Origin of the sequence: Microlunatus endophyticus, assembly GCF_014646195.1 — a bacterium.
GTDB lineage: Bacteria > Actinomycetota > Actinomycetes > Propionibacteriales > Propionibacteriaceae > Microlunatus > Microlunatus endophyticus.
Window position 1 is genome coordinate 356,446 of record NZ_BMMZ01000004.1, and the last position, 24,699, is coordinate 381,144.

Here is a 24,699-nt window from a genome sequence, read left to right on the forward strand (position 1 = left end):
TGGCCGGACGCCCGCTGCAACATCCCGCCTGCTGAACTCGGGATCGAGGTCCCTCAGCCCGATATCGTCAGCACATGACAACTGCGTCCACCGAAGCCGAGGACCCCCAGGCCGATCCCTCGGGAGGCGTCGCGCGGCGTGGTGCCCTGCTGCCGCTGTGGGGCGTGGTTGTTGCGGCGGCCCTGGTCATCCTCTGCGCCGGCCTGCGCGAGGTCTCCAGCCTGATCGGGCCGGCCTTCCTGGTGCTGACCCTGGTGATCACCGTGCATCCACTGCGACGGGTGCTGGTCCGGCATCGGGTGCCCGGCTGGCTGGCCAGCCTGGTGGTGCTGCTGGTGATCTTCCTGATGATGTTGATGATCCTCGGCGCGGTCGCACTCTCGGTGACCGAGCTGGTGCAGGAGCTGCCGCGCTATGCCAAGGCGTTCGAAGGCATCTACAACTCGGGGCTCGGCATTGCCAAGCGGTTCGGTATCGACACCAACGACTGGCGCAAGCTGCTGAGCCAGATCGACGTCGGACGGGTCACCTCGGCCGCCCAGGGTCTGCTGTCGGGGGTCAGTTCGGGCTTCTCATTGGGCGGCCTGATCGCGTTGACCGCGATCTTCTTCACCTTCGACGCAGCCAGTGCCAGTGCCCGGTTGCAGCGGATCCGCGACGAGCGGCCGCAGATCGCGGCGGCGCTGACCGATTTCAGCGACCGGATCCGCCAGTATTGGGTGGTCACCACGGTGTTCGGCCTGATCGTCGCCGCCGTCGACGTCGGCGCGCTGCTGATCATCGGCGTACCGCTGGCGGTGACCTGGGGCATCCTCGCGTTCGTCAGTAACTACATTCCCAACGTCGGCTTCATCATCGGGTTGATCCCGCCGGCGCTGATCGCGCTGCTCGACGCCGGCCCGTGGCATGCGCTGGCCGTGGTGATCGCCTATGTGGTGATCAACTTCGTGATCCAGACCCTGATCCAGCCGCGGTTCGTCGGTGACGCCGCCGGCATCAGCGCCTCGGTCGCATTCATCTCGCTGATCTTCTGGTCCTCGATCCTGGGCGCCCTCGGTGCGCTGCTGGCCGTGCCCGCGACTTTGTTCGTCAAGTCGGTCCTGGTCGACCACTCCGCAGGCGCGGGCTGGTTCGGCGCCCTGATCAGTTCTTCGGCCGGCAAGCAGCCCGGACCGGACGAAGCGTCCGGGACGGAGCCCCCGGGCCCGGAGTCCTCAAGTTCCGAGCCCCCGAGCCCAGAGCCCCCGAGCCCAGAGACCCCGAGCCCAGAGACCCCGAGCCCAGAGACCCCCAGCCCGACTGAACCGACCCGTCGGACGGAGTGATCGTGACAGCTGCGTCCACCCCGCCAGCCTCGACCCGGCCGGACATCGGCATCATCGGCGGAACCGGCTTCTACTCGTTCCTGTCCGATCCCGAGACCGTCGAGGTCGACACTCCGTTCGGCAGGCCGAGCGCGCCGATCTCGATCGGTGACGTCAACGGCCGCCCGGTCGCGTTCCTGCCGCGGCACGGTGTCCATCACCAATATCCGCCGCACAAGGTCAACTACCGGGCCAACCTCTGGGCGCTGCGGTCCGTGGGCGTACGGCAGGTGCTCGGCCCGTGCGCGGTCGGCTCGCTCAAACCCGAATTCGGGCCCGGCACCTTCGTCGTGCCCGACCAGGTGGTCGACCGCACCTGGGGCCGCGAGCACACCGTGTACGACGCCGAGGGCCCAGTCGTGCATGTCGGCTTCGCCGATCCCTATTGCCCGCGCGGCAGACAGGCTTTCCTATCGAGTTCGACCCACGAGACCGGCGATCTGGTCGACGGCGGGACCCTGGTGGTGATCAACGGCCCGCGCTTCTCCACCCGGGCGGAATCGCAGTGGCACGCGGCCGCCGGCTGGTCGGTGGTCGGGATGACCGGCGTCCCGGAGGCGTCGGTGGCCCGTGAGTTGGCGCTGTGCTACTCGACCGTCTGCCTGGTCACCGATCACGACGCCGGCATCGAGGGCGGTGAGGCGGTCTCGCATGCCGAGGTGCTTCGGCAGTTCGGCGCCAACATCGACCGGCTCAAGACTCTGCTGCTGGACGTGATCGCCGCATTGCCGGAACCGGAGAGCGACGATGCGGCGGTCTGCAGCTGCCGTCGCGGGCTCGACGGCATCGAGCTGCCGATCGCTCTTCCGTGACCACGTAACCTCGTCTGGTGCCTTCCACGCTGCCCGACGGCGAACCCGTCCCGTCCACCGGGCAACTCCCCGAGTCCGCTCTGGCCTCGGTTCCGGGCACGCCGCTGAGCATCTATCTGCACGTGCCGTTCTGTACGACCCGGTGCGGCTACTGCGATTTCAACACCTACACCGCCTCCGAGCTGGGCGATGCGCCCGGCGCCAGCCGGGTCGGCTATCCGGATGCCGTGATCGCAGAACTTGATCTTGCTCGACGGGTGTTGGGTGATCATGCTCCGAAGGTCGGCACCGTCTTCGTCGGTGGCGGCACGCCGACGCTGCTGCAGGCGGATGATCTTGGCCGGATGCTGGCCGGGATCCGTGACCGGTTCGGGTTGGCGCCCGATGCCGAGGTGACGACCGAGTCCAATCCGGAGTCGATCGACGAGGACGGGATGCGGCGACTTGTCGATCATGGATTCACCCGGATCTCATTCGGCATGCAATCCGTCCGGCCACATGTGCTGCAGGTCCTCGACCGCGTACACACCCCAGGCCGGCCGCAGCAGGCGGTGGCCGAGGCCAAACGGGCCGGCTTCGCCCAGACGAGTCTCGATCTGATCTACGGGACGCCGGGGGAGAGCCTGGACGACTGGCGAGCCAGTCTCGAAGCTGCGATCGCCGCCGAACCCGATCATGTCAGCGCGTATTCGTTGATCGTCGAGCCGGGCACCCGGCTGGCTGCCCGGATCCGCCGCGGCGAGCTGCCGATGACCGACGACGATGACTTGGCAGACAAGTACGAGCTGGCCGAGGAGTTGTTGTCGTCCGCGGGCTATGTGAACTACGAGATCAGCAACTGGTCCACCGGCCGCGACACCCAGTGCCGGCACAACCTGGCCTACTGGCACGGCGACAACTGGTGGGGTGCCGGACCCGGCGCGCACAGCCATGTCGGCGACGTCCGCTGGTGGAATGTCAAGCACCCGGCCGCGTACGCCTCGCGAATCGATCAAGGAGTCTCGCCGGCGCACGCCCGGGAGATCCTGACCCAAGATCAACAACGGATCGAGCGGGTGCTGCTGGAACTGCGACTGGATACCGGCCTTGACCCTGCGGTGCTCACCGACCGGGAGCGATCCCGGGTGCCCGACCTGGAGGCCCGCGGGCTGGTCTCCGCCGACCATGATCAACTGATCCTCACTTCGGCCGGCCGGCTGCTGGCCGACGGCGTCGTACGCGACCTGCTCGACTGATCCTGCGGTCTTCCCACCGACCCCGGCCGGCGGATGATGGAGGGAGGGAGGGATGGGTCAGCGTGCATGGTGAGCGCTCGGTCAAGCGCCTGGTCGGCGATCGACTGCGGGACGAGCGTCTGACTCAACCAATCGCTGGTCCGGACTCTGTCGTCCAAGGATCGCGAGCAGTACAGGAATTCCAGCTCAGTCACAGGGCAGATTGCGATCGGTCCGCGTTGTACGGCCCGGTCCCATCGCGCACTCTCTCCTCGGAGAAGTCGCACAGGTGCGCTGGTGTCGATGAGGTACGACGCTGGGCTCACCGGCGGTATCAACTCTTCCGGAAGGTGTATCTCAGTCCTCGGTCACGTGGTCCTGGGTGACGAAGTCGATCAAGAGCTCCACCTGGGTCAGCAGCTCGCGCTCCAGATCGGACCAGCCGTTGACCTTGGCCAGGATCTTCTGCCAGGCCGCAGCGATGTCGGCCTGCTTGTCGTGCGGCCACCCGAGCGCATCGCAGATGCCTGTCTTCCACTCGATCGAGCGGGGGATCTGCGGCCACGCGTCGAGTCCGACCCGCTCCGGCTTCACGGCTTGCCAGATGTCGATGTAGGGATGCCCGGTGACCAGCACGTATTCCCCGGCCTTGCCGGCGAGCACCTCGTCGACGATCCGCGACTCCTTGCTGCCGGGCACCAGATGATCGACGAGGACACCGAGCCGGCGTCCTTGGGTGGGGGCGAATTCCTCGACGATCGCCGGCAGGTCGTCGACACCGCCGAGATACTCCACGACGACGCCCTCGTGCCGGAGATCGTCGCCCCAGACCTTCTCGACCAGTTCTGCGTCGTGCCGGCCCTCGACGTAGATCCGACTCGGCAGCGCGGTCCTCGCCCGCCCGATCGGCGCTGCGATCGAGCCCGAGGCCGTACGTCCCACACCGCTCTCCATCGATCCGGGCTTCTGCGGTCCGCGGGGCGGCAGCTTCAGCGCCACCGGTCGGCCCTCGACCAGGAATCCCGGGCCGATCGGGAAGCTGCGACGTTTGCGACTACGGTCCTCCAGGACGACCAGGCCGTTCTCCCAGCGCACGACGGCTCCGGTGTATCCGGTCGCGGCATCTTCGATCACCGCGCCGACCTCGAGGACCCAGTCCTCGCTCTGGGTGATGTGCGCCTGCCGCCAGCCCGAGGCCAGCACGTCTCCGGAGTAGCGATTCACACCCGTCACTCTAGTTACATCCTTCTGCATCCGACGTCATGTCCGGTCGCGTTGACCCGCACGTCATGGATCTGAGCTGACCGCCCCTGACCGCCCGTGCGCCCTTGACCGACTTTGACCGGATTTGCGGATCTCGCCGGCACGGGGAGCCACCGTGGTCGTGGCGAACGCCACCGATCCGCACCCGAACAACCGGAGGAACTTCCATGAAAACGAGTCTCCTGCTCTCGACCGTCGGCGTGGCCGCGGCCGCAAGCCTGACGGCGCTCGCACCGGCAGCACAGGCGGCCGGTATCGATGCCCGGCCGACCGCGGCCCAGACCTCGGCGGTCGCGGCCAAAGCGGCGAAGGCTGACTGCGTCATCTTCAACGAGACCCGGAAGGTATTCACGGCGTCTTGTCGGCGATCCGCGCCGGGCACGTACTATCGCTCGATCATCCACTGCGCCAACGGCTGGCACGTCGGTCCGTGGCGCAAGGAGACCGCGGCGCTCAAGAACCGGTCTACCGCCAAGTGCGCTGGGCACACAGCGACCGACTGGGGTTTCCAGTTCACGTGATGCGCTGAGCCGTGCCGGGTGCACGCTGACCTCGGCGGCGCCATTTCGTCGTACTGCTGAGAGCAGACGACCAACGGCGAAGGGACCCGGCGATGACAGCCACCCAAGGCGAAACCGACGAGACGGCGATCCGTCGTCAGCTGACCAAGATCATCCATCTGTTGGCCGTCAAGGATCTGCAGGAACTGGGCGAGGTGTACGCGTCCGACGTCGTGTCGTTCGACGTCGAACCGCCGCTGCAGCACGTCGGCCGGGACGCGAAGCTGGCGAACTGGCAGCGGGTCTTCGCGGTTTTCGAGTCCGTGGACTATGAAGTCAGAGACCTGACACTTGTGGTCGCCGGCACGGTCGCGTACGGGCACGGCTTCGGGCGGATCTCCGGAAAACTCAAGAACGGAACGGAAGTCAGCGGCATGTGGGTCCGCGCGACCTTCTGCTTCACCAAGATCGGCAACGCCTGGCTGATCACCCACGACCACGCGTCGGTGCCGTTCGACATCGGCACGGGCCGGGGAGTGACCGACCTCGAGCCCTGAGTTGTCGACAGCTCAGGCCAGCGGAAGGGTCGGCCGGTCCCCGGCACCGGGCTGCCGCTCCGCGGCCTCCCGGAGCTCGGCGTACGCCGCCCCGACCACGCGGGCGATGTGCTCGGCTGGGAACGGCCAGTCACCCCGTTGCAGCGCCTCGGCCTCGGGCACACCTTCGGCGAACAGCCGGCCGAACTCCATCCGTACCGCATCGACCGCATCACGCTGCTCGCGGACGAAGTCGCGGTCAACCGGGTCGCCGTGTCCGGGCACGATGATCGTCCCGGGACGGGCCAGGTTGTAGAGCCGGTCCAAGGTCCAGGACCACTCGTCGACCGAGGAGTCCGGCCCGAAATACGGCGCACCGGCGGATTCGATCAGGTCGCCGGCGAAGATCACCCCGGCGAAACCTTCCGTACCCGGATCGGTGACGGTGGCGATCAGATCGCCGCGAGTGTGCCCGATGCCGATATGGACGATCTCCACCACCCGGCTGCCGCCCAGCTCCTCGACATCGGCCTGGGCGATCAACGTCTCCGGGACCGCCAGGGTGCCGGCATCGAAGCCCAGGTCGCGGGCCTGTTCGGCGACTCCCGGATCCCGGAGGGTCTGCTCCAGCGACTCGTGTCCGATCGTCCGGACATCCCGGATGCCGGCCAGTCCGAAGGCATGGTCGAAGTGGTCGTGGGTGATCACCGCGGCGGTCACCGGCTTGTCGGTCACCTGGCCGGCCGCCGCCCGCAGCGCGGCGCCCTGCTCGGGGCTCGAGCCGGTGTCCACCAGCAGCGCCGCATCGGGGCCGACGACCAGCCCGATGTTCACCGCAGCGGGTTGTGCGACCAACCGGTGGACGCCGTCGGCGACCTGTTGCCAGGCGCCGATCGCCCACTGTCTTTCACCCATACCGCTAGACTGGCACTCACGACCAGAGAGTGCCAATCTGAGGAGGATCGGATGCTTGACGACCGCAAGCTGGATGTTCTCCGGGCGATCGTCACCGATTATGTCTCCAGTCAGGAACCGGTCGGTTCCCGCGCTCTGGTCGAGCGCCACGATCTCGGCGTCTCGCCGGCCACCGTCCGCAACGACATGGCCGTGCTCGAGGAAGAGGGCTACATCACGCAGCCGCACACCAGTGCCGGGCGGATCCCGACCGACAAGGGCTACCGGCTGTTCGTCGACCGGCTCGGCTCGGTCAAACCGCTGTCGGTGGCCGAGCGGCGGGCGATCCAGACCTTCTTGTCCGGGGCGATGGACCTCGATGACGTCCTCAGCCGGACGGTGCGGCTGCTGGCCCAGGTCACCCAGCAGGTGGCGATCGTGCAGTATCCGACCCTGTCGCACGCGACCGTGCGGCACGTCGAGATCGTGTCGCTGTCCACCCAGCGGCTGATGCTGGTGCTGATCAGTTCGACCGGGCGCGTCGAGCAGCGGCTGCTCGAGGTCGCCCAGGTCGACGAGGAGGAGATCGGCTCGCTCCGCGCCCTGCTCAACGAGGCCGTCGTCGGGCAGACGACCGGCGAGGCCGTACGCACTCTCAGTGGCCTGGTCGCCGACGCGACGATGATCGACATCGTCCAGAGCCCGGCCGCGCGGGCGATCGCGGCCAGCACGACGGCCCGGCTGGCTGCCGCGACCCTGCTGGAGATGCTCGGCAGCGACCGCAGCAGCCGGGTGGTGGTCGGCGGCGTGCAGAATCTCGGCCGCTTCTCCGACGAGTTCGAGACCACCGTCAAGCCGGTGCTCGAGGCGCTGGAGGAGCAGGTGGTGCTGCTCAAGCTGCTCGGCGAGGTTTCGGCTCCCGATGTGGTGACCGTACGGATCGGGCAGGAGAATCCGTACGAGCAGCTCCAATCGACCTCCGTGGTGTCGACCGGCTACGGCAGTCCCGCCGATGCCTGGGCGACTCTGGGTATTGTCGGTCCGACCCGGATGGACTATCCGTCGACGATGGCGTCGGTACGGGCCGTTGCACGCTACGTCAGCCGATTCCTGACGCAGGGTTGACCCTGCAGGACCCAACAGCTCCACCCCGCTCCACCCACGACCGCCGCATCCGAAGATCGCCTGATTGAAGACAAGGTACGAACACCCGCTCATGAGCTCTGATTACTACGAGATTCTCGGCGTCTCCCGCGATGCCGGTCCGGACGAGATCAAGAAGGCGTACCGGCGGAAGGCGCGCGAGATGCACCCGGACGTCTCCGACGATCCCGACGCCGCCGCCAAGTTCAAGGACGTCAACAACGCCTACGAGGTGCTGTCCGACCCGCAGAAACGCGACATGTACGACCGCGGCGGGGACCCGTACGGCAACGGGGGTATGGGCGGCAACGGCGGCTTCGGTGGTTTCGGCGGTGGAGCGACGGGCGGCTTCGATTTCACCAATCTGGTGGACGCGATGTTCGGCCAGCAGAGCTCCCGCGGTCCGCGGCCGCGGACCCGGCGTGGCCAGGACGCCCTGGTCCGGATGGGACTGGAGCTCGCCGAAGCGGCGTTCGGCGTCACCAAGCCGATCAGCGTGGACACGGCCGTCGTCTGCCCGCGGTGCAACGGCTCGGGCTCGGAGGACGGCTCCAAGCCGGTCACCTGCAACACCTGTCGCGGCGCCGGCGAGGTGACCCACATCCAGCGGTCCTTCATCGGCGACATCAGGACGACCCAGGCCTGCCCGACCTGCAACGGCTACGGCTCGGTGCTGCCGAATCCGTGCGTCGAATGCTCCGGCGACGGCCGGGTGCGCTCCACCCGGACCATCACGGTCAAGGTTCCGGCCGGCGTGTCCACCGGCAACCGCATCCACCTGGCCAACCACGGCGAGGTCGGGCCGGGCGGAGGTCCGGCCGGTGACCTCTACGTCGAGCTCAACGTGGCACCGCACGAGGTGTTCAAGCGCGATGGCGACAACCTGGAGATGGTGGTCAAGCTGCCGATGACCGCTGCGGCACTGGGCACCGAGCTGGACATCCCGACGCTCGAGGCGGACCTGCCGGACGCCGACGCGGAGTCCAAGACCGTCACCCTGGACGTTCCCGCGGGAACGCAGTCGGGCACCCGGATCGCCATCGACGGTGCCGGGGTGCCCAAGCTGCGGTCGGGCGGTCGCGGCCAGCTCGGCGTCACGCTGCTGGTGCAGACCCCGACCCGGCTCGACGACCGGCAACGTGAGCTGCTGCGGCAGTTGGCCGAGGTGCGGGAGGAGACCCGGCCGGAGGGCACCGTCCAGAAGCACGGCCGGGGAGTCTTCGGCCGGCTGCGGGACGCCTTCGCCAACCAGTGATCGCTCACGAAAGCGTCCACCATCGATGCACATCCGCGACTGCACACAGTCCGACCTCCCCGCGCTGATCGAGCTCACGACCGCGACCTTCCGGCCGCTGTTCATCGGGCCGAGGTCCCGTCGCTGTTCGCACCGGAGAAGGACCGGTTCATCACGCTGGCGGAGGAGGGCAGCGAACTGCTCGGCTACGTGGGCTGGAACATCACGGCCCAGACCTCGGGCAGGCTCGAGATGGTCGCCGTTCACCCCGATGCTCGTCGCCGGGGCGTCGCGCGGGCACTCTGCCAGTCGGTGATCGCGCGACTGAAGGAGCGAGGCGTGGTCGTCGTGCACATCGGAACCGGTGGCGACACGTTCCACGCGCCGGCCCGCGTACTCTACGAGTCGCTGGGATTCATCGGTCATCCCACTGTCGACTACGCTCGAGCGCTCTAGCCGGCGGGTGGGTACTGTCGCTGGTGAAGCGGCAGGTGACTGGGAGCGTGAGCGGCGATTGATCAACATCTCGGACGTGCTCCGCAATCACGCGGTCGCCGCCGGTGCCGGGGGCTGGCTCGAGGACCTTCCCGCGATCGTGGCCCGGCTCGAGCGGCAGTGGGACCTCCGTGTCGGGCGTCCGCTCGCGGGCGCCACGGAGGCGTACGTCACCGAGGCGACGACGGGCACCGGGCGACCGGCCGTGTTGAAGATCCTCGTTCCCCTGAAGGGAAGCAGGGCTCGCGACGAGATCACGGCCCTGCGCCTGGCCGGCGGTCGGGGATGCGTTGCCCTGCTCCGCGACGACCGCGAGGTGGGCGCGCTGCTGCTGGAGCGGTTGGGTCCGTCGCTGTTCGAGTTGGACCTGCCGATCGTGCGGCGACACGAGATTCTGTGTGACACGGCGGCACGGGTGTGGCGGCCGGCCGCGGGCCATGGACTGAAGACGGGTGGCGACCGGGCCCGGCAGCTGGCCGGCTACGTCACCGAGCAGTGGGAGAGCCTGGACCATCCGTGCTCGGAGCCGGCGATCGACTATGCGCTGGCGTGTGCTCGACGGCGCGAAACGGCTCACGACGACGAGAGGGCCGTGCTCGTGCACGGCGACGTGCACCAGCTGAACACGCTCCGGGCCGGCCAGCAATTCAAGCTCATCGATCCGGACGGGCTGCTCGCCGAGCCCGAATGTGATCTCGGGACGGTGATGCGGGGCGATCCGTCGAGCTGCTGCACGGCGATCCGCAGGAGCGGGCCCGGCGGCTCGGCGCCCGCACGGGCCTGGACGCCACCGCCATCTGGGAGTGGGGAGTCATCGAGCGGGTGGCGAGCGGATTGCATTGCACCCAGATCGATCTGCAGCCGCTCGGCCGCCAGACGCTGGCGGCCGCCGACGCCGTGGCCGGTCTCGATCCGGCTTGAGCATCGCTCCCGACGGTCAGAGGTTGCTGCCGATCTCGTACGCCAGGAAGTCGACCACCGCGATCGTTGCGACCGCTGCCAGTGCACCGGCCAGTACGCCGACCGCCGACCTGTTGCGGACAACCAGCACGGTGCCGATGACGACAGCCACCACCGTGACGGCTCCGCTGATCGCAAAGAACGTCCAGCCGGCCTGGCTCCATTCAGAGAAGAAGCAGACCAGCCACCAGGCGAAACAGATCGCCCACGTGATGCCTGTGGTCGCGAGGCGCCGCCCCGAGGCGGGTCGCGGCCTGGCTGCGGGTTGTGGTGTGACCATCAGCCCACCCTAGGAGCGTTGACCTTGGCCAGCAGGTGCCGGAGTCGGTCTCGATCAGCGGACGCCAGTGGCTCGGTGAGCGGCTTCAGTTGCGCGGTCAGGTCCGCGGCAAGTTGACGGGCGAGCAGCCGGCCCTGGTCGGTGAGCAGGACGTCGACCGAGCGCCGGTCGGCAGCGTTGGGGGCGCGCTGCAGCAGCCCTCGGCTCTCCGCCCGGGAGACCAGGCCGGTCAGTGTGGATTTCTCCAGTCCCAGATAGCCGGCCAGATCGCTCATCTGCAACCTGCGGTCGCGCAGGATCGCGAGCACCCGCAGCTGGGTGAGTGACAGGTCGTTGTCGGCAGCGAGCTTGGTCAGCACTCTCATGGTCATGAACGCGGACTGTGCCAACAGGTCGATCAGGTCGTCGCTGTCGTCCGCGGTCCGGGCGTCCGAACTCGCCTGCATCGGGCTCCTTGTGTTAGTTCGTATCACCAACTAGATTTGATTTGCAATACCAACTATACCGAGGAGTCGTCATGAAGGCTGCCGTCGTCACTGCATTCGGTGCGGGACCCCGTTGTCGGGAATTCGCGCTTCCCGGATCGTTCGGCCCCGATGAGCGCGTCGTCGACGTGGTCGCGGCCGGGCTGCATCCTCGGGTGCGCTCGCAGGCCGACGGATCGCACTACACCAGCACCGACGTGCTGCCGATGGTGCCGGGCATCGACGGCGTGGGCCGAACCGCGGACGGAACGCTGCGTTATTTCATCCTCCCCGACACGACGCTCGGTTCGATGGCCGAGCAGACGGTCATCGACATCCGGCGCAGCATCGAGCTTCCCGCCGGTGCGGATCCGGTCCAGGTCGCCGCGGCGATGAATCCAGCCATGTCCTCCTGGATCGCGCTGCGCCGGCGGATCGACCTCCGGCCGGGCCTGAGCGTGTTGGTGATGGGAGCGACCGGCAACGCCGGCCGGCTCGCGATCCAGGTCGCGCGGGTGCTCGGTGCCGGCCGGGTGATCGCTGCCGGTCGCGGGGCCGATCGGCTGGCCGGTCTCGGCGCCGATCAGGTGGTTGCCCTGGACGGCGAGCCACGAGCCGTCCAGGGCGAGTTGGGTGAGGCGGCCAAGGAGGTCGACGTCGTACTCGACTACCTCTGGGGGCAACCGACGCACGACGGATTGTCCGCGATCGTGCCGCGTCGCTCCGACGACAGCCGGCCGCTGACCTGGGTCCAGATCGGATCCGTCGCGGGCCCGGAAGCCGCGATTCCGTCGGCCGCCCTGCGCGCCACCCGGCTGCAACTCGTCGGCAGCGGGCAGGGGTCGGTGTCCACCCGCGAGATCGTGGCGGAGCTCGTGGAACTCGCCACCGCGGTGACCAGTCAGGCCTTCACCATCGGTGCCCGCGCCGTGCCGTTGATCGATGTCGAGCAGGCCTGGGCCGACACAACCTCCGCAGACCGCATCGTGATCACCCCGAACGGCTGAGAGCGCGCGATCAGGCCAGCGGTGAGCGGTTCGACTTCACGGCCCGGAGCAGCACGTCGCGTACGTGGTGGGTGGAGGCGGCGCCCGGCGGCCGGTCCCGGGTGTCGTGGACCTCGATCGTCCAGTCCCCGGCCTCGCCGATCGCGGCCACGATCTCCTCGATGCCGACGTACGCGCCCGGGTCGAACATCCGGGTCTGGGTTGCGACGTCGACCGGCTCCGCCAATGGTGCGAGGTCATGGCTGACGACGAGCAGGGTCCCGCCGGGTGCGACGGCTCCGAGCAGGTTGTGCAGACCGCGCTGGTCGGGCGTGCGCTGGAAAGAGCCGTACTGCAACGACACCAGATCGAAACCCCCGGACGGGAATGCCTCCCGGTCGTTGGCGTCGCGTCGTAGGCGGTCGACGGACAATCCCCGGCGGTCGGCCTCCGCCCGCACCCGGGCCAGGGCGTTGCCCGAGATGTCGGAGGCGGTGACCTGCCAGCCGTGCTCGGACAGCCAGAGGGCATCCGCCCCCTCCCCGGCGCCGACGTCGAGCGCACGTCCCGGCGTCAGCCCGGTGACCTCGCGGGTCAGGGTGCCGTTGGGATTGGCACTCCACATCCGGTCCTCGTCGCTGTAGCGGTGGTCCCAGTCGGCCTCGGCACCGGACGGCCGTACGCCCGCTCGCAGGTCCTCGTCGGCCAGGCTGAAGGCGATCATCGCGCCGACCCGGCTGCCGTGGGCAGCCGAGGGCAGCACCTGCAGGCTCGGATCGGTCAGGTTGCCGGCCGCGTAGATGCCGGGGACCGCCGTCTGGCCGGCGGCGTCAACCTCGACGACATCTCCCATGCCGGTCGGATGCGGGGTCGTCGTCACGCCGGCCGGCGCGAATGCGTCCGCCCGGCCGTGGAAGCGCGAACCGGCGACCACCGCGTCCGCCTCGAGCACCCGCCCGTCAGCGAGCTCGACTCCCGCCACCGACGCATCGGGACCGCTCACGATGCGTACGACTCTCTCCCGGATCACCGGCACGCCGGCCTCGACCAGCCGCGCGACGGCAGCGTCGTCCACGCCTTGCGGCTGGTGCACGACGACGGTCAGCCGGTCGGTCAGCTGCCGGAACAGCGGTGTCGGGTGCAGGGCCATCGGGTGGGTGACGATCTGGACCAGCCGCTGGTCGCGTACCTCGAACCCGTGGCAGAACGGGCAGTTGACGACGTCCTTGCCCCAGCGTGGGGCCAGTCCGTCGATGTCGGGCAGCTCATCGGCGACCCCGGTCGCAGCCAGCACCCGGCGGGCGACCAGGCTGTGGCCACCGGTCAGCTCGACCAGGAACCCATCGTCGTGCTTGCGGACCGCGAGCGCCCGGCCGGTCAGAATCTCGCCACCGTAGCTGCGGACCTCCTCGCGCCCGATCGCGACCAGGTCCGACGGTGCGATGCCCTCCCGGCCGAGATAGCCGTGCATGTGCTCGGCCGGAGCGTTACGCGGAGTGCCGTCGTCGACGGCGATCACGGTCCGGCGCTGCCGGGCGAGTTGCAGGGCGGCGGCCAGGCCGGCGGCGGATCCGCCGATCACCGCCACGTCGCAGTGTCGCTGGATGACGCGTGCGCCGGGATCGGTGTGGTCGTGTGCGGTGTGGTCGTCTGCGGTGTGGTCGTGGGAAGCGTGCTCAGCCATGATGAGAAAGGTAGGCGGAGCCGTACCGAACCGAAAGAGGACTTGCAGAATTCGCAAGACCTGGCAGGATGGCCTGATGGCCACAACCGCCGAATTCGAGACGCTCGCGCGGACCCGGCTGCGCAGCCTGCGTACCACCCTGGGCTATTCGCTCGACGAGTTGGCCGAGCGCACGAAACTCAGCCCGTCCACGATCAGCCGGGTCGAGACCGGCAAGCGGGCGCTCGGGCTGGACGTCCTCGTGCCGCTCGCCAATGCCCTGCAGGTGAGTCTCGACGTGTTGTTCGAGGCGCCCGGGGACGAGGATGTCGTCATCCGTCCGGTGCCGCACAGTTCGGGTGCGCGGACCTCCTGGCCGCTGAGTCGTCCGGATGGGCGGACCCTGGCCATGAAGGTTCGTCTCGAGCCGACGGCCGGGCGACCGGAGCAACGGGTGCACCCGGGGCACGACTGGTTCGCCGTGATCGAGGGTCGCGTACGGCTCTGGCTGGGCGACCGGCAGATCGATGTCGACACCGGTGAGGCGGCAGAGTTCACCACGATGACTCCGCACGCGATGACCGCCCTGGGGCAGCCGGCCGAGTTGATCATGATCTTCGACCGGGAGGGGCAGCGCGCGCACGTGCATCAGTGACGTCTCGGGCTCGTGCGGTATGCGTAGTATTACTAAGTAGATGCTATGGTGTACTAAGCATTAGGGGTGAGGTTGACCGAGGAGATCGAAACCGAGGAGATCGAAGACGTCGGAACAGGCCTGCGGCAGGCGATCACGCGGCTATACAGCAGATTCCGGTCCGAACGGGTCGAGGGCGAGGTGCCGGACGCCGCGCTGCTGGTGCTCCTGGTCCTCGACAAACGGGAGCGGATGAGCCTGACTGATCTTGCCGACGCCGCCAAGGTGACGCTCGGCTCGATGAGCCAGACGATCCGACGGCTGGAGCAGCTCGGCTTCCTGGCGAAGAGTCGGGGCACCGAGGACCGGCGTAAGGTCATGTTCACGCTGACCCATGAGGGCAGGGTGGCGGTGATGGCGTCGCGCCGGCATCGGCGTGACTGGCTCAACGCCCGGCTCGCCGAGCTCACCCCGGCCGAACGTGACGACATCGCCCGCATCACACCTCTGCTGCGGCGCATCGCCGATTCATGAACCAGGAGCACAATGCATCCCGTCGAAGTCCTTCTGACCCCTCTCGGCCGAGCCTTCCGCAACAGGCACGCCGATGAGGCATCGAGCATCGCCAACGCGCCGGAGTTGGTAACCCCGAATCGGATCGAACTGACCTCGCCCAGTTTCGGCGACGGCCAGACCATTCCCGCCAAGCACTGCGGACGGTTCATCGGGCAGGACGTCTCGCCCGCCTTCACCTGTGGCCCGCTTCCCGAAGGGACGCTCGACCTGGTCCTGGTGATGGAGGACCTCAACAGCCCGGGCAGCAGGCCGCGGATCCACACGGTTGCTGCCTTTGCCCCCGACGGTGGCGGTCTGGCCGAGGGAGCACTCTCCGAGGACGGCCCGGGGATCCGCTTCCTTCCCGGTCGGCGTGGGCCCGGTCACTACGCCGGTCCCAGACCGCTGCCCGGTCACGGACCACACCATTACCGCTTCCATCTCTACGCTCTCGATCGACCGGTCGACCTGACGCAGGTCGCCGACGCCGAGCAACTGCCGGCCGCCCTTGCCGGGCATGTGCTCGCTTCCGGGATGCTGACGGGTACGCGGACGTCCTGAGCCCGGTGTCACTGCGGTGTTCCTGCTCTGGAGAGCACCGGATGCGCCAGGATGGACACGGCGGACGCGTGGATGATCAACCGCGCAATGTCGTCTACGTCCCGGATGACTCGGTCGACGACCAGATCGATACGGCCTACTTTGCGAAGTATGGCAATGGATCCTCAAGCGAAGCGATCACAAATCCGACGTCGAGAGCGACGACCCTGCGCGTCGAACCCAGCTGATATCCCAGTGATTTCGTCTCTGCTGGTTGACCTTGCCCAAGGGTCAGGGCCAACGCTGTCGTCATGACCAGAGAACCGGAGATCGTCGAACGCGAAGCCATGCCCTACGTCGCCATCACGACCAAGGTCACCATGGACACCATCGGCGCCGTCGTGCCGCCCCTGAATCAGCAGGTCCAGGCCTGGCTGCGATCACAGGGGATCGCTCCCGCGGACTCACCGTTCTGGAAGTACAACGTCATCGACATGGAGCGTGGCCTGGAGATCGAGGCCGGTGTCACGGTCGCCGAGCCGGTCCAGGCGGAGGGACCCATCCACGCCGGGGTATTGCCCGCAGGTCGTTATGTCAGGTTGCTGCACATCGGCCATCCGGACACCCTGATGGATGCGACCGCTCGGTTGCTGAAGTGGGCCGATGCGCACGGCCTGGAGTGGGATGTGTCGCCGTCGGCCGAAGGCGAACGATGGGGCTGCCGCTTGGAGATCTACCGCGACGAGCCCGGTCAGGACATGAACGACTGGGAGACCGAGCTCAGCTTCCGGCTCGCCGGGTGACAGCGACGCGCCGGACGGTCCACGATGGTGTCGTGGAGGACGAACTGCTGACGATCGGCGTCTTTGCACGGCGGTCGCGGCTGACGCTCCGGGCGCTGCGGTTGTACGAGCGACTCGGCATACTGAGCCCGGCCGTTGTCGATCCGGACAACGGCTATCGGCGCTACCGCGAGGATCAGTTGCTCACCGCAAGGATGATCGTCGGTCTCAGACGTCTCGACATGCCGCTGTCGGAAGTCGCCCGGGTGATCTCCGCGTCTCCCGAGGTCGGCGCCGAGGTCGTAGAGCGATACTGGGCGGGGGTCGAGCGTCGCATCGCTTCCCAGCGTGAGCTGGCCGTACGCCTGCAGGAAGGCCTACGTGGTAACGAATCGCGCCCCTCACCGTTCCGCGTGCAGGAGCGTGATTCGGCCGCGGTGATCGTCCTCAGCGAGACACGGGCGGTGGAGGTGCCCGAGCTGCGGGCGGCGATCTCCGGTGCGATCACCCGGCTGTCGCGGCTGGCTGCCATCCACGGCGGAGCGGTCGGTGGGCCGATGATCTTGTTCCACGGCGAGGTCAACGAAGACAGTGACGGGCCGATCGAGGTGTGTGTACCGGTCCGTACCGCGTCGCCGGCAACGCGATCCGAGCCGGAGCATCACGAGGCGTACGTGACGCTGACCAAGGCGCAGTGGGAGTGGCCGCGGATCCTGTCCGCCTATGATGCGATCGACGAGTGGATCCAACGGACCGGGCGGAGGCCCAGTGGACCGGCCCGCGAGATCTACCCTGCAGGATTCGATCCCACTGGCACCGCGTCCACCGACGAGGTCTGCGACGTCGCCGTCCCGATCGGCTAGCGGCCGCCTAATTTGATCATCGGTAGGCTCGGGCCCGGAGTTCGAGGAACTCAGCAGCCGCCGCCCATGATCAACCTCTGATGTCGGCGGCCTATGACCGAGCGGAAGGAGTCGAGAGTGTGCTACTACGAACGGGAACACTTCGACGCGTACGCGCGGATTCGTCGCGAGGGGCTGGAGCAGTGGAACGATCTCCATGCAGGTGACGGCGGTCGCGGGTATGACGACTTCTCCAACCGTGTCTTCCTTCAACGAGTCCTTCCTGATCATCCAGAAGGTCGGCCGTCGGTTCTCGAATACGGCTGTGGTACGGGCGGCGCGGCATGTTTTCTGGTCTCCCGCGGCTATCGGGTGCGTGGCGTTGATCTTGTCCCGGACGCGATCGAAACCGCACGCCGGTTCGCGGCCGAACGCGGTCTGTCCGTCCGCTTCCAGGTCGAGGACATCTGTCGCTGGGGTGAACCGGGGGAGCAGTACGACTATGTCGTCGACAGCTTCTGCCTGCAGTCGATCGTCCTGGACGAAGATCGCGCAACGGTCCTGGACGGCGTAGGCAGGAGACTGCGGCCCGATGGCCGGTATCTGATCTCGACGGCGATGTATTCACCGGACCGTGTCTATGACGGTCAAGATCATTACGATCCGTCCACCGGAATCGTCTGGACGCAGGATCCTGCGTCGTCGGACGACGAGGCGATCATGATCGACGGCACCCGCTACGCGCCGAACCGGCGTCACCTCACCGCGGCAGCGCTCCGAGCCGAGCTGGAGCGCCACGGCTTCGAGATCATCGAGCAGTCGGGTCCGACCGGAGGCGATGTGGTCTGCGGGGTCTCCTGATCAGAGTGAGGTCACGCCGAGGACGCGATGGCCCACGGCGATCGATTCCGCCGAGACGGCGGACAGTGGCGAGCACAGGAACACCACCAGATCGGCGACCTGCTGAGGCGTCGAGCTTCCCGGTCGGCCCGGCTGGACCTCCTGACCGGTGTCGGTGGTGACCGTGCCCGGGCTGACCGCATTCACCAGGATCCCGGTGTTGGCCAGCTCGTCGGCCAGATTCTCGGCGACCACGATGGTTGCCGCGTTGCGAACGGAGCCGGTGATGCTTCCCGTCAGGAAGGCGTTCTGGCCGCTGATCGCGACGATCCGGCCGTAGCCCGCCTTCTTCATCGTCGGGATCACTGCCGTCGCCGCGCGAAGGAAAACCATCGCCTTCGCCTCGATCGCGCCCATCACCTGGTCCGGATCGGAGCTCCGCGACGGGTCGAGCGTCTGTGCGGCGGGTGCGGCGGTGACGACCAGGGCATCGATCCTTCCGTGACGCCTGATCACCTCGGCGACGCCGTCGGCCAGCGATTGCTCGTCGGCGGCATCGATCATGATGCCGTCGTTGCCGGGATGTCGGGACGCGGCGATTGCCGTCGCGCCTTCGGCGTGCAGCCGTGCGACCACGGCCGAGCCGATCAGCCCGGTTCCCCCGATGACGAGCACCACCTGATCACGCAGTTGAAGGTCCACGATCGGCACGATACGCGGGGCACGGTCCGGTACCGACGGCAATGCCGACCGGGTTCGCTCCGTTGCTGTCAGCGGCGTCTCCCTGACGATCGACCAGCGGGAGGGCCTTGAGCCATATTCGGCATTGACCGACCTGCTGGTCGAGATCGGGACGAGATACAGAAACATCTCTGACGCCAATGTCTTGTCGCAGCTAATGGTCTCGGCCCGACGGGGTGCCAGCTTTGCCCGGAGATTGGCGACCACGACGCTCGGGCCGATTGCCGACGTCTGTCGCGGTGAGCCGTTCCTGTTCCAGTTGGCGGGCGAGCGGGCCTGGTATGCCAGGTACCAGCGAAATGATCAGCGAGGCCGATGTGGTTTCCGGCTGGAAGCCGGCGCGAACGGAGGCGATCGCGCAAGCAGTTGCGCGTGCACGACGGTGCGAAGTTGAGCGCGACCGCACAACGCCTGGACACCGTCCGCGGAATCATCGATCGCGGACGGCCGTACGCCTTTCGGCACCGAACGGTCGAGGCATACCTGACGACCGATTGGCCGCGTAGCTGATCTTCGCAAGGGCGGCGCTGTCCGACCCGCCGGTTACCGTCGGAGCGTGCTGACAACACTGGCCATCGAGGGATACCGGTCGATCAGGAGCCTGCGGGTCGGGCTCGGGCCCGTGACCGTGGTGACCGGACCCAACGGCAGCGGCAAATCCAATCTCTATCGCGGGTTGCGCGTTCTTGCGGCAACCGGCAGGGACGGTGCGATCGCCGCCCTGGCGCGCGAAGGCGGTCTCGACTCGACGCTGTGGGCCGGACCCGAAGTGATCGGCCGGGCCGTCAGGGAGGGCCTGGCGGCGGCTCAGGGGACCGTGCGCTCCGGCCCTGTCGCGCTCCGGCTCGGCTTCGCCAGTGACGGCTTCGGGTATGCGCTGGATCTCGGGCTGCCGATCCCGTCGCGGAGCATGTTCTGCCGCGATCCGGAGATCAAGGTCGAGGCCGTCTGGCACGGACCGGTGCTCAGGCCCTCGGGGCTGCTGGCCGAGCGCAAGGGCAGCCAGGTGAGGCTGCGGGAGGCGTCCGGCTGGCAATCTGCCGATCGCAGGCTGCGGCCGTGGGAGAGCATGCTCGACGAGATCGACAGTCCTGATCTTCGGGGCGTACGGACGATGCTGCGGGGGTGGCGGTTCTACGACCACATCCGGACTGACGCCGAGTCTCCGGTCCGCGCTCCCGCCGTCGGCACCAGGACCCCGGTGCTGTCCGCCGACGGTAATGATCTCGCGGCCGCGCTGCAGACGATCCGAGAGTTGGGCGATGCGGATCAGCTGGCGGCCGCGATCGACCGGGCGTTTCCGGGTAGCCGGCTGGAGATCGGGGACGTCGCCGGACGGATGCAGATGCGACTGCGGCAGTCGAATCTGCTCAGGTCACTGGGGGCCGAGGAGTTGTCCGACGGGACGCTGCGTTACCTGGTCTGGGTCGCGGCTCTGCTGTCAGCTCGTCCCGCCGAGCTCATCGTCCTGAACGAGCCTGAGACCAGCCTGCATCCCGATCTGCTCGGCCCGCTCGTCGGGCAGTTGGAGCGCGGTGGCGCGACGCTGGTCGAGTTGGACAAACCCCATGGGGAGACCGTCGTCGTCGACCAGGGTCTGCTGACCGAGCCGGCCTGGTCCTGGCCGAAGCGCTAGATATGCCGGTGCGCGGATCTGCGCCGGAGGGTACGACCCGGATGGCGGGTCAGCGCAGATCGAGCCGCATCACCCAGCGGAGTTTGTGGTCGGTGTGCGAAGTGGTCGGCAGCACCGTCTGGAATCCGTGTGCGGCGAACAGTCCGGTCGTGCCGACGTAGGCGAACGCCGTGTCCAGTCGCTCGCCCTCGGGCTCGACCGGATAACCCTCGAGAGCCGGGGCGCCCTCGGACCGTGCGTACGCGATCGCGCCGTCGAGCAGCTGGTGGGCCAGCCCCTGCCTGCGGTAGCCGACCCGGACGACGAAGCAGATCACACTCCAGACGTCGACGTCGTCCACCACGGGAATGGTCCGCGAGTGCGTGAGTCGGTGATGCAGGCGCCGCGGCGCGACCGAGCACCATCCCGCCGGCGTCCCGTCGACGTACGCGATCACACCCGGCGGACGGCCCTCGACGGCGTACTGCCGCAGCCGCGCCCCGCGCGCCCGGCCGGCGAGTCCCCTGTTCTCGGCATTCGGCAACCGGTAGGACAGACACCAGCACGCCGGGGCGTCGGGATCCCTTGGCGCCAGCACGGCCTCGACGTCGGGCCAGCGGTCAGCGCTCGCCGGGCGGACCTCGATCACCCCATCCGCGGCCTGGTCAGCCATTGCGTACCTCCTGGCCCAGAATAGGGGAGTGACCGACCCGGTGTTCCTCGGCGACCTTCCCGATCCGCTGCCTGCTGCGGGGACGACGGTGGTCCTCGACGGACCAGAGGGCCGGCATGCGGCGACCGTACGGCGGATCCGGCCCGGGGAGCGGGTGATCATCGCCGACGGCACGGGCCGTGGCATCGCCGGGCCGGTGACCGAAGCCGACAAGTCGAGCGTCACCGTCGAGGTGCAGCAGACCATGTTCACCCCCGAGCCCGAGCTCAGGATCACCGTCGCTCAGGCACTGGCCAAGGGCGACCGCTCCGACATCGCGCTGGAGATGATCACCGAACTCGGCGCCACCAAGATCATCCCGTGGCAGTCCGCGCGATCCATCGTGCGCTGGTCCGGTGATCGCGCCGACAAATCGCTGGCCAGATGGCAGGCGACCGTACGCGAAGCCACCAAGCAGTCCCGCCGGTTGCGGATCCCGGTTGTCGATCATGTCGCGAGTACCAAGCAACTGGCGGCCGCGATCGATGATCATGATCTCACCCTGATCCTGCATGAGGAAGCGACGATCCGGCTGCCGGAGCTGGAGCTGCCCACGGCCGGCCGGATCATGATCATCGTCGGCCCGGAGGGCGGCATCGCCCCCGAGGAGCTCGAGCTGTTGGTGGCGACTGGTGGCAGACCGGCGTTGATCAGCGACGGAGTGCTGCGCACGTCGACGGCCGCGGCCGTGGCAATGGCAGCCATCCTGCTGCGCTAGACGCGGTTGCTGCGCTGATCCCCGGGCCACCCGGGCGTAAAGTCACGATCATGAGCACCCCTGCGTCGCGGACGGCTGACGTACTGGTGGTGGGCGCCGGTCCGACCGGCCTGATGGCGGCCCTGGTGCTGGCCCGCAACGGCGTCGAGGTGGAGATCATCGACCCCAAGCCCGGCCCGACCCGCGAGTCCAGGGCATTGGGCGTCCAGGCCCGTTCCATGGAGTTGTACGCCCAGCTCGGGCTCGTCGACCGGGTGCTGGCCGACTCGTACACGGCTCCGGCGATCCAGCTCGGCTGGCGGGCGCGCACCACCCGGCGGATCGAATTCGGCACCCTGCAACAACCGATCAGCGACTATCCCGGCCTGCACGTTTTCGAGCAGAGCCGTAACGAGCAGCTACTGGCCGACGCGCTTGCCGGACCGCTGGCCGACCAGGGCCGCGAGCTGCGCTGGGGCGAACGCGTGGTCGACCTGGTTCCGGCGTCCGACGGCGTGCACGCGCTGACCGACGGCGACGGGCAGCTGACCCACATCGAGGCCCGCTGGTGCATCGGCGCCGATGGGTCCGGCTCGCTGGTCCGCCGGCTCCTCGACATCCCGTACGAGGGCGTCACCGACCCGGGCCGCTTCTGGGTCGCCGACGCCCGCGGCGTCACCGGCCTGCCCGACGGCGTGATCAACCTGCGTTTCGGCTCCGACGACCTGCTGCTCGGCTTTCCGCTCGGACCCGGAGGCCATCAGCGACTGCTGGGCGTCGTCGCCGACCCGGACACCGACAGCGGCGGCCCGACCGCCCAGACCGTTCTCCCACAGGTCGCCGAACGTTACGGCTTCGACTACGACGAGATCGACTGGTTCGCCCATTACCGGGTGCACCATCGGTCAGCGGCCCGATTCAGAAAGGGGCGCGTCTTCCTGGCCGGCGATGCCGCGCACGTGCACTCACCGGTCGGCGGCCAGGGCATGAACACCGGCTTGCAGGACGCCCACGATCTCGCCCTGGCGATCGCCGACGTGGTCGCCGGCCGCACCAGCCCTGATGATCCCGAGGGCGACACCCGGCTGGACCGGTACCAGGCCGAGCGGCAGCCGGTGGCCCGGCGCCTGGTGTCCGTCACCGACCGGGCCTTCGGCGTCGTCTCCGGCCGTCGCCGCGGGCGGAAGCTGCTCCGCCGGCAGATCGCGACCTGGATCGCGCCACTGGCAGCTACGGTGGCACCCCGGTTGCCGACCGGGGAGCGGCTCGGTGGCTATCTCGGCCAGGTGCGGATCCACTATCCGATGCCGGCCGCCGACGATCAGGCGGTGGGCCGCCGGCTGCCGCCCTCGGGAGCCAACCACGCCCTGCTGCGGGACTTCAGCTGGCAACTGCACCGCTACGCCGGAAATTCGGCACCGGTCGAGGACGTCGCCGGCCTCGGACTGCCGGACTGGGTCACCGGTCCGTACGCACTCCCGGCTGATCCGGCCGGACGGCTCGACCCGGCTCGGTTGTACCTCGTCCGCCCGGACGGATTCGTTGCGGCCGCCGCGCAGGTCGGCGATCCGGCAGCGCTGCAGGAAGCGTTGCGGTTCCACGGCCTGGCCTCTGGCACACTCATGCGGTGACCGCGTTCGGATTCGAGCCCCTGCTGGACCTGGCAACCTCCCAGGGGCGGACCGGGATCATCCACACCCCGCACGGCGACATCGCCACACCGGCGTTCACCCCGGTCGGGACCAAGGCGACCATCAAGGCCGTGCTACCCGAGACCATGGCCGAGCTCGGCGCCCAGGCGCTGCTGGCCAACGCCTATCACCTGTTCCTGCAGCCGGGTTCGGACATCGTCGACGAGGCCGGCGGTCTGTCCTGCTTCATGAACTGGCCGGGACCGACCTTCACCGACAGCGGCGGCTTCCAGGTGATGAGCCTGGGCAGCGGCCACAAGAAGGTGATCTCGATGTCGCTGGCCGACAGCGCCCGGAGCGCGGCCGACGGCGCCCGGCCGCGGGAGATCTACTCGTCGTCCGGCAAATCGTCCGGCAAGAGCGGCAAGCTGGTGCAGGTCGACGACGACGGCGTCACCTTCACCTCCCACCTCGACGGCGGCCGGCGGCGGTTCACGCCGGAGATCTCGATGCGGATTCAGCACGAACTCGGTGCCGACATCATGTTCTGCTTCGACGAACTGACCACGCTGTCCGACCCGCGCGGATACCAGGAGCTCTCCCTGGACCGGACCACCTCCTGGGCCCAGCGCTGCCTGGACGAACACGTCCGGCTCACCGCCGAGCGCACCCACCGGCCGTACCAGGCGCTCTTCGGCGTCGTCCAGGGCGCCCACTATGAGGACCTGCGGCGCAAGGCCGTACGCGATCTGGTGGCCCTGCGCGCCGCCGACGGATCCGGTTTCGACGGCTACGGGATCGGCGGGGCGCTGGAGAAGGAGAATCTCGGCACCATCGTCGGGTGGGTGTGCGAGGAGTTGCCGGTGGACAAGCCGCGGCACCTGCTGGGCATCTCCGAGCCGGACGATTTCTTCGCCGCCATCGAGAACGGCTCGGACACCTTCGACTGCGTGTCCCCGGCCCGGGTCGCCCGTAACGCCGCGCTCTACACCCGGTCGGGGCGATTCAATGTCAACACGGCAGCGAACCGGCGCAACTTCGGCCCGGTGGACGAGGGTTGCGACTGCTACACCTGTACGCACTACACGCGCGCCTACCTGCACCACCTGTTCAAGTCCAAGGAGATCAACGCAAACACCCTGGCGACGATCCACAACGAGCGCTTCATCGTCCGGCTTGTCGACGACATCCGCGCCTCGATCGCCGGCGGCTACTTCGCCGATCTGAAGGCCGATTTCTTGGGCCGCTACTACGCCCGATCCGTCGCACGGTGATTAGCATCGCCGAATGTGGGCATCCGCG

26 protein-coding genes and 1 pseudogene are annotated in these 24,699 nt (G+C 68.3%); 20 read left to right on the forward strand and 7 right to left on the reverse strand.

What is annotated here, in order from left to right:
* Positions 1 to 74: 74 nt before the first annotated feature.
* From IEY07_RS10680 to hemW, 3 genes are read left to right on the forward strand one after another with little or no spacing between them, the layout of a single operon-like run.
* A complete protein-coding gene (locus IEY07_RS10680; RefSeq protein ID WP_188895286.1) occupies positions 75 to 1,325 on the forward strand; it encodes an AI-2E family transporter in 1,251 nt (416 codons plus the stop codon).
* 2 nt (positions 1,326 to 1,327) lie between these two features.
* On the forward strand, positions 1,328 to 2,176 hold the full coding sequence (locus tag IEY07_RS10685; RefSeq protein ID WP_229669947.1) for an S-methyl-5'-thioadenosine phosphorylase: 849 nt from the start codon (positions 1,328 to 1,330) through the stop codon (positions 2,174 to 2,176).
* Between the two features lie 17 nt (positions 2,177 to 2,193).
* Positions 2,194 to 3,411, forward strand: a complete 1,218-nt coding sequence (gene hemW / locus IEY07_RS10690; RefSeq protein ID WP_188895287.1) for a radical SAM family heme chaperone HemW — start codon at positions 2,194 to 2,196, stop codon at positions 3,409 to 3,411.
* Between the two features lie 336 nt (positions 3,412 to 3,747).
* Here hemW and IEY07_RS10695 read toward each other — a convergent pair whose 3' ends face one another.
* The gene (locus tag IEY07_RS10695) at positions 3,748 to 4,644 is read right to left on the reverse strand and encodes a DUF3097 domain-containing protein (protein ID WP_188895289.1); all 897 of its coding nucleotides are present in this window, start codon (positions 4,642 to 4,644) and stop codon (positions 3,748 to 3,750) included.
* A gap of 176 nt (positions 4,645 to 4,820) precedes the next feature.
* On the opposite strand from IEY07_RS10695, the gene IEY07_RS10700 reads away from it, so the two are divergent.
* Both IEY07_RS10700 and IEY07_RS10705 read left to right on the forward strand, forming a co-directional pair.
* A complete protein-coding gene (locus tag IEY07_RS10700; RefSeq protein WP_188895291.1) occupies positions 4,821 to 5,174 on the forward strand; it encodes a hypothetical protein in 354 nt (117 codons plus the stop codon).
* Between the two features lie 92 nt (positions 5,175 to 5,266).
* Positions 5,267 to 5,710, forward strand: coding sequence for a YybH family protein (locus IEY07_RS10705; protein ID WP_188895293.1), 444 nt, complete (start codon positions 5,267 to 5,269; stop codon positions 5,708 to 5,710).
* A 12-nt stretch (positions 5,711 to 5,722) separates the two neighbouring features.
* Here IEY07_RS10705 and IEY07_RS10710 read toward each other — a convergent pair whose 3' ends face one another.
* Positions 5,723 to 6,604, reverse strand: a complete 882-nt coding sequence (locus tag IEY07_RS10710) for an MBL fold metallo-hydrolase (RefSeq protein WP_188895295.1) — start codon at positions 6,602 to 6,604, stop codon at positions 5,723 to 5,725.
* Between the two features lie 51 nt (positions 6,605 to 6,655).
* Here IEY07_RS10710 and hrcA point away from each other — a divergent pair, with 51 nt between their 5' ends.
* The 4 genes and pseudogenes from hrcA to IEY07_RS24700 form a co-directional block, all read left to right on the forward strand.
* Entirely contained in the window at positions 6,656 to 7,708 is a 1,053-nt protein-coding gene (gene hrcA, locus IEY07_RS10715; RefSeq protein WP_188895297.1) for a heat-inducible transcriptional repressor HrcA, read from the forward strand.
* A gap of 91 nt (positions 7,709 to 7,799) precedes the next feature.
* The gene (gene dnaJ / locus IEY07_RS10720) at positions 7,800 to 8,981 is read left to right on the forward strand and encodes a molecular chaperone DnaJ (RefSeq protein WP_188895299.1); all 1,182 of its coding nucleotides are present in this window, start codon (positions 7,800 to 7,802) and stop codon (positions 8,979 to 8,981) included.
* A gap of 39 nt (positions 8,982 to 9,020) precedes the next feature.
* Positions 9,021 to 9,416 (forward strand): GNAT family N-acetyltransferase, encoded by a 396-nt coding sequence (locus IEY07_RS10725; protein WP_268239209.1) that lies wholly within the window; start codon positions 9,021 to 9,023, stop codon positions 9,414 to 9,416.
* A 139-nt stretch (positions 9,417 to 9,555) separates the two neighbouring features.
* Positions 9,556 to 10,155, forward strand: a pseudogene (locus IEY07_RS24700) (aminoglycoside phosphotransferase family protein); the annotation flags it as partial.
* 237 nt (positions 10,156 to 10,392) lie between these two features.
* Here IEY07_RS24700 and IEY07_RS10735 read toward each other — a convergent pair.
* On the reverse strand, positions 10,393 to 10,695 hold the full coding sequence (locus IEY07_RS10735; RefSeq protein ID WP_188895300.1) for a hypothetical protein: 303 nt from the start codon (positions 10,693 to 10,695) through the stop codon (positions 10,393 to 10,395).
* Positions 10,695 to 11,141, reverse strand: coding sequence for a MarR family winged helix-turn-helix transcriptional regulator (locus IEY07_RS10740; protein WP_188895302.1), 447 nt, complete (start codon positions 11,139 to 11,141; stop codon positions 10,695 to 10,697). The genes IEY07_RS10735 and IEY07_RS10740 overlap by 1 nt, the downstream gene beginning before the upstream one ends.
* A gap of 71 nt (positions 11,142 to 11,212) precedes the next feature.
* On the opposite strand from IEY07_RS10740, the gene IEY07_RS10745 reads away from it, so the two are divergent.
* The gene (locus IEY07_RS10745; RefSeq protein ID WP_188895304.1) at positions 11,213 to 12,166 is read left to right on the forward strand and encodes a quinone oxidoreductase family protein; all 954 of its coding nucleotides are present in this window, start codon (positions 11,213 to 11,215) and stop codon (positions 12,164 to 12,166) included.
* Between the two features lie 10 nt (positions 12,167 to 12,176).
* Here the strand turns inward: IEY07_RS10745 and IEY07_RS10750 are convergent, their stop codons facing one another.
* Complete coding sequence (locus IEY07_RS10750) at positions 12,177 to 13,829, reverse strand: bifunctional NAD(P)/FAD-dependent oxidoreductase/class I SAM-dependent methyltransferase (protein WP_188895306.1); 1,653 nt, start codon at positions 13,827 to 13,829, stop codon at positions 12,177 to 12,179.
* Positions 13,830 to 13,905: 76 nt separating this feature from the next.
* Between IEY07_RS10750 and IEY07_RS10755 the strand changes: the two genes are divergently transcribed.
* The 6 genes from IEY07_RS10755 to IEY07_RS10785 all read left to right on the forward strand — a co-directional run bounded on the left by IEY07_RS10755 (position 13,906) and on the right by IEY07_RS10785 (position 18,022).
* Positions 13,906 to 14,463, forward strand: coding sequence for a helix-turn-helix domain-containing protein (locus IEY07_RS10755; protein ID WP_188895308.1), 558 nt, complete (start codon positions 13,906 to 13,908; stop codon positions 14,461 to 14,463).
* Positions 14,464 to 14,529: 66 nt separating this feature from the next.
* On the forward strand, positions 14,530 to 14,976 hold the full coding sequence (locus tag IEY07_RS10760; RefSeq protein WP_188895310.1) for a MarR family transcriptional regulator: 447 nt from the start codon (positions 14,530 to 14,532) through the stop codon (positions 14,974 to 14,976).
* A gap of 12 nt (positions 14,977 to 14,988) precedes the next feature.
* The gene (locus IEY07_RS10765) at positions 14,989 to 15,558 is read left to right on the forward strand and encodes a YbhB/YbcL family Raf kinase inhibitor-like protein (protein WP_188895312.1); all 570 of its coding nucleotides are present in this window, start codon (positions 14,989 to 14,991) and stop codon (positions 15,556 to 15,558) included.
* Between the two features lie 290 nt (positions 15,559 to 15,848).
* Positions 15,849 to 16,340, forward strand: coding sequence for a GyrI-like domain-containing protein (locus tag IEY07_RS10775; protein ID WP_188895316.1), 492 nt, complete (start codon positions 15,849 to 15,851; stop codon positions 16,338 to 16,340).
* 32 nt (positions 16,341 to 16,372) lie between these two features.
* Positions 16,373 to 17,182 carry a MerR family transcriptional regulator gene (locus IEY07_RS10780; RefSeq protein ID WP_188895318.1) on the forward strand — a complete coding sequence of 270 codons (810 nt, stop codon included), beginning with the start codon at positions 16,373 to 16,375 and terminating at the stop codon, positions 17,180 to 17,182.
* 117 nt (positions 17,183 to 17,299) lie between these two features.
* The gene (locus IEY07_RS10785; RefSeq protein ID WP_188895319.1) at positions 17,300 to 18,022 is read left to right on the forward strand and encodes a class I SAM-dependent methyltransferase; all 723 of its coding nucleotides are present in this window, start codon (positions 17,300 to 17,302) and stop codon (positions 18,020 to 18,022) included.
* Here the strand turns inward: IEY07_RS10785 and IEY07_RS10790 are convergent, their stop codons facing one another.
* Positions 18,023 to 18,703, reverse strand: coding sequence for an SDR family NAD(P)-dependent oxidoreductase (locus IEY07_RS10790; RefSeq protein ID WP_188895321.1), 681 nt, complete (start codon positions 18,701 to 18,703; stop codon positions 18,023 to 18,025).
* A gap of 595 nt (positions 18,704 to 19,298) precedes the next feature.
* Here IEY07_RS10790 and IEY07_RS10795 point away from each other — a divergent pair.
* Positions 19,299 to 20,378 carry an AAA family ATPase gene (locus tag IEY07_RS10795; RefSeq protein ID WP_188895323.1) on the forward strand — a complete coding sequence of 360 codons (1,080 nt, stop codon included), beginning with the start codon at positions 19,299 to 19,301 and terminating at the stop codon, positions 20,376 to 20,378.
* A 49-nt stretch (positions 20,379 to 20,427) separates the two neighbouring features.
* Here the strand turns inward: IEY07_RS10795 and IEY07_RS10800 are convergent, their stop codons facing one another.
* Complete coding sequence (locus tag IEY07_RS10800; RefSeq protein WP_188895325.1) at positions 20,428 to 21,030, reverse strand: GNAT family N-acetyltransferase; 603 nt, start codon at positions 21,028 to 21,030, stop codon at positions 20,428 to 20,430.
* A gap of 28 nt (positions 21,031 to 21,058) precedes the next feature.
* Here IEY07_RS10800 and IEY07_RS10805 point away from each other — a divergent pair, with 28 nt between their 5' ends.
* From IEY07_RS10805 to tgt, 3 genes are read left to right on the forward strand one after another with little or no spacing between them, the layout of a single operon-like run.
* The gene (locus IEY07_RS10805) at positions 21,059 to 21,787 is read left to right on the forward strand and encodes a 16S rRNA (uracil(1498)-N(3))-methyltransferase (RefSeq protein WP_188895327.1); all 729 of its coding nucleotides are present in this window, start codon (positions 21,059 to 21,061) and stop codon (positions 21,785 to 21,787) included.
* A gap of 50 nt (positions 21,788 to 21,837) precedes the next feature.
* A complete protein-coding gene (locus IEY07_RS10810; protein WP_188895329.1) occupies positions 21,838 to 23,397 on the forward strand; it encodes an FAD-dependent monooxygenase in 1,560 nt (519 codons plus the stop codon).
* Positions 23,394 to 24,671, forward strand: coding sequence for a tRNA guanosine(34) transglycosylase Tgt (gene tgt / locus IEY07_RS10815; RefSeq protein ID WP_188895331.1), 1,278 nt, complete (start codon positions 23,394 to 23,396; stop codon positions 24,669 to 24,671). Before IEY07_RS10810 ends, tgt begins: the two co-directional genes overlap by 4 nt.
* Positions 24,672 to 24,699 lie beyond the last annotated feature (28 nt).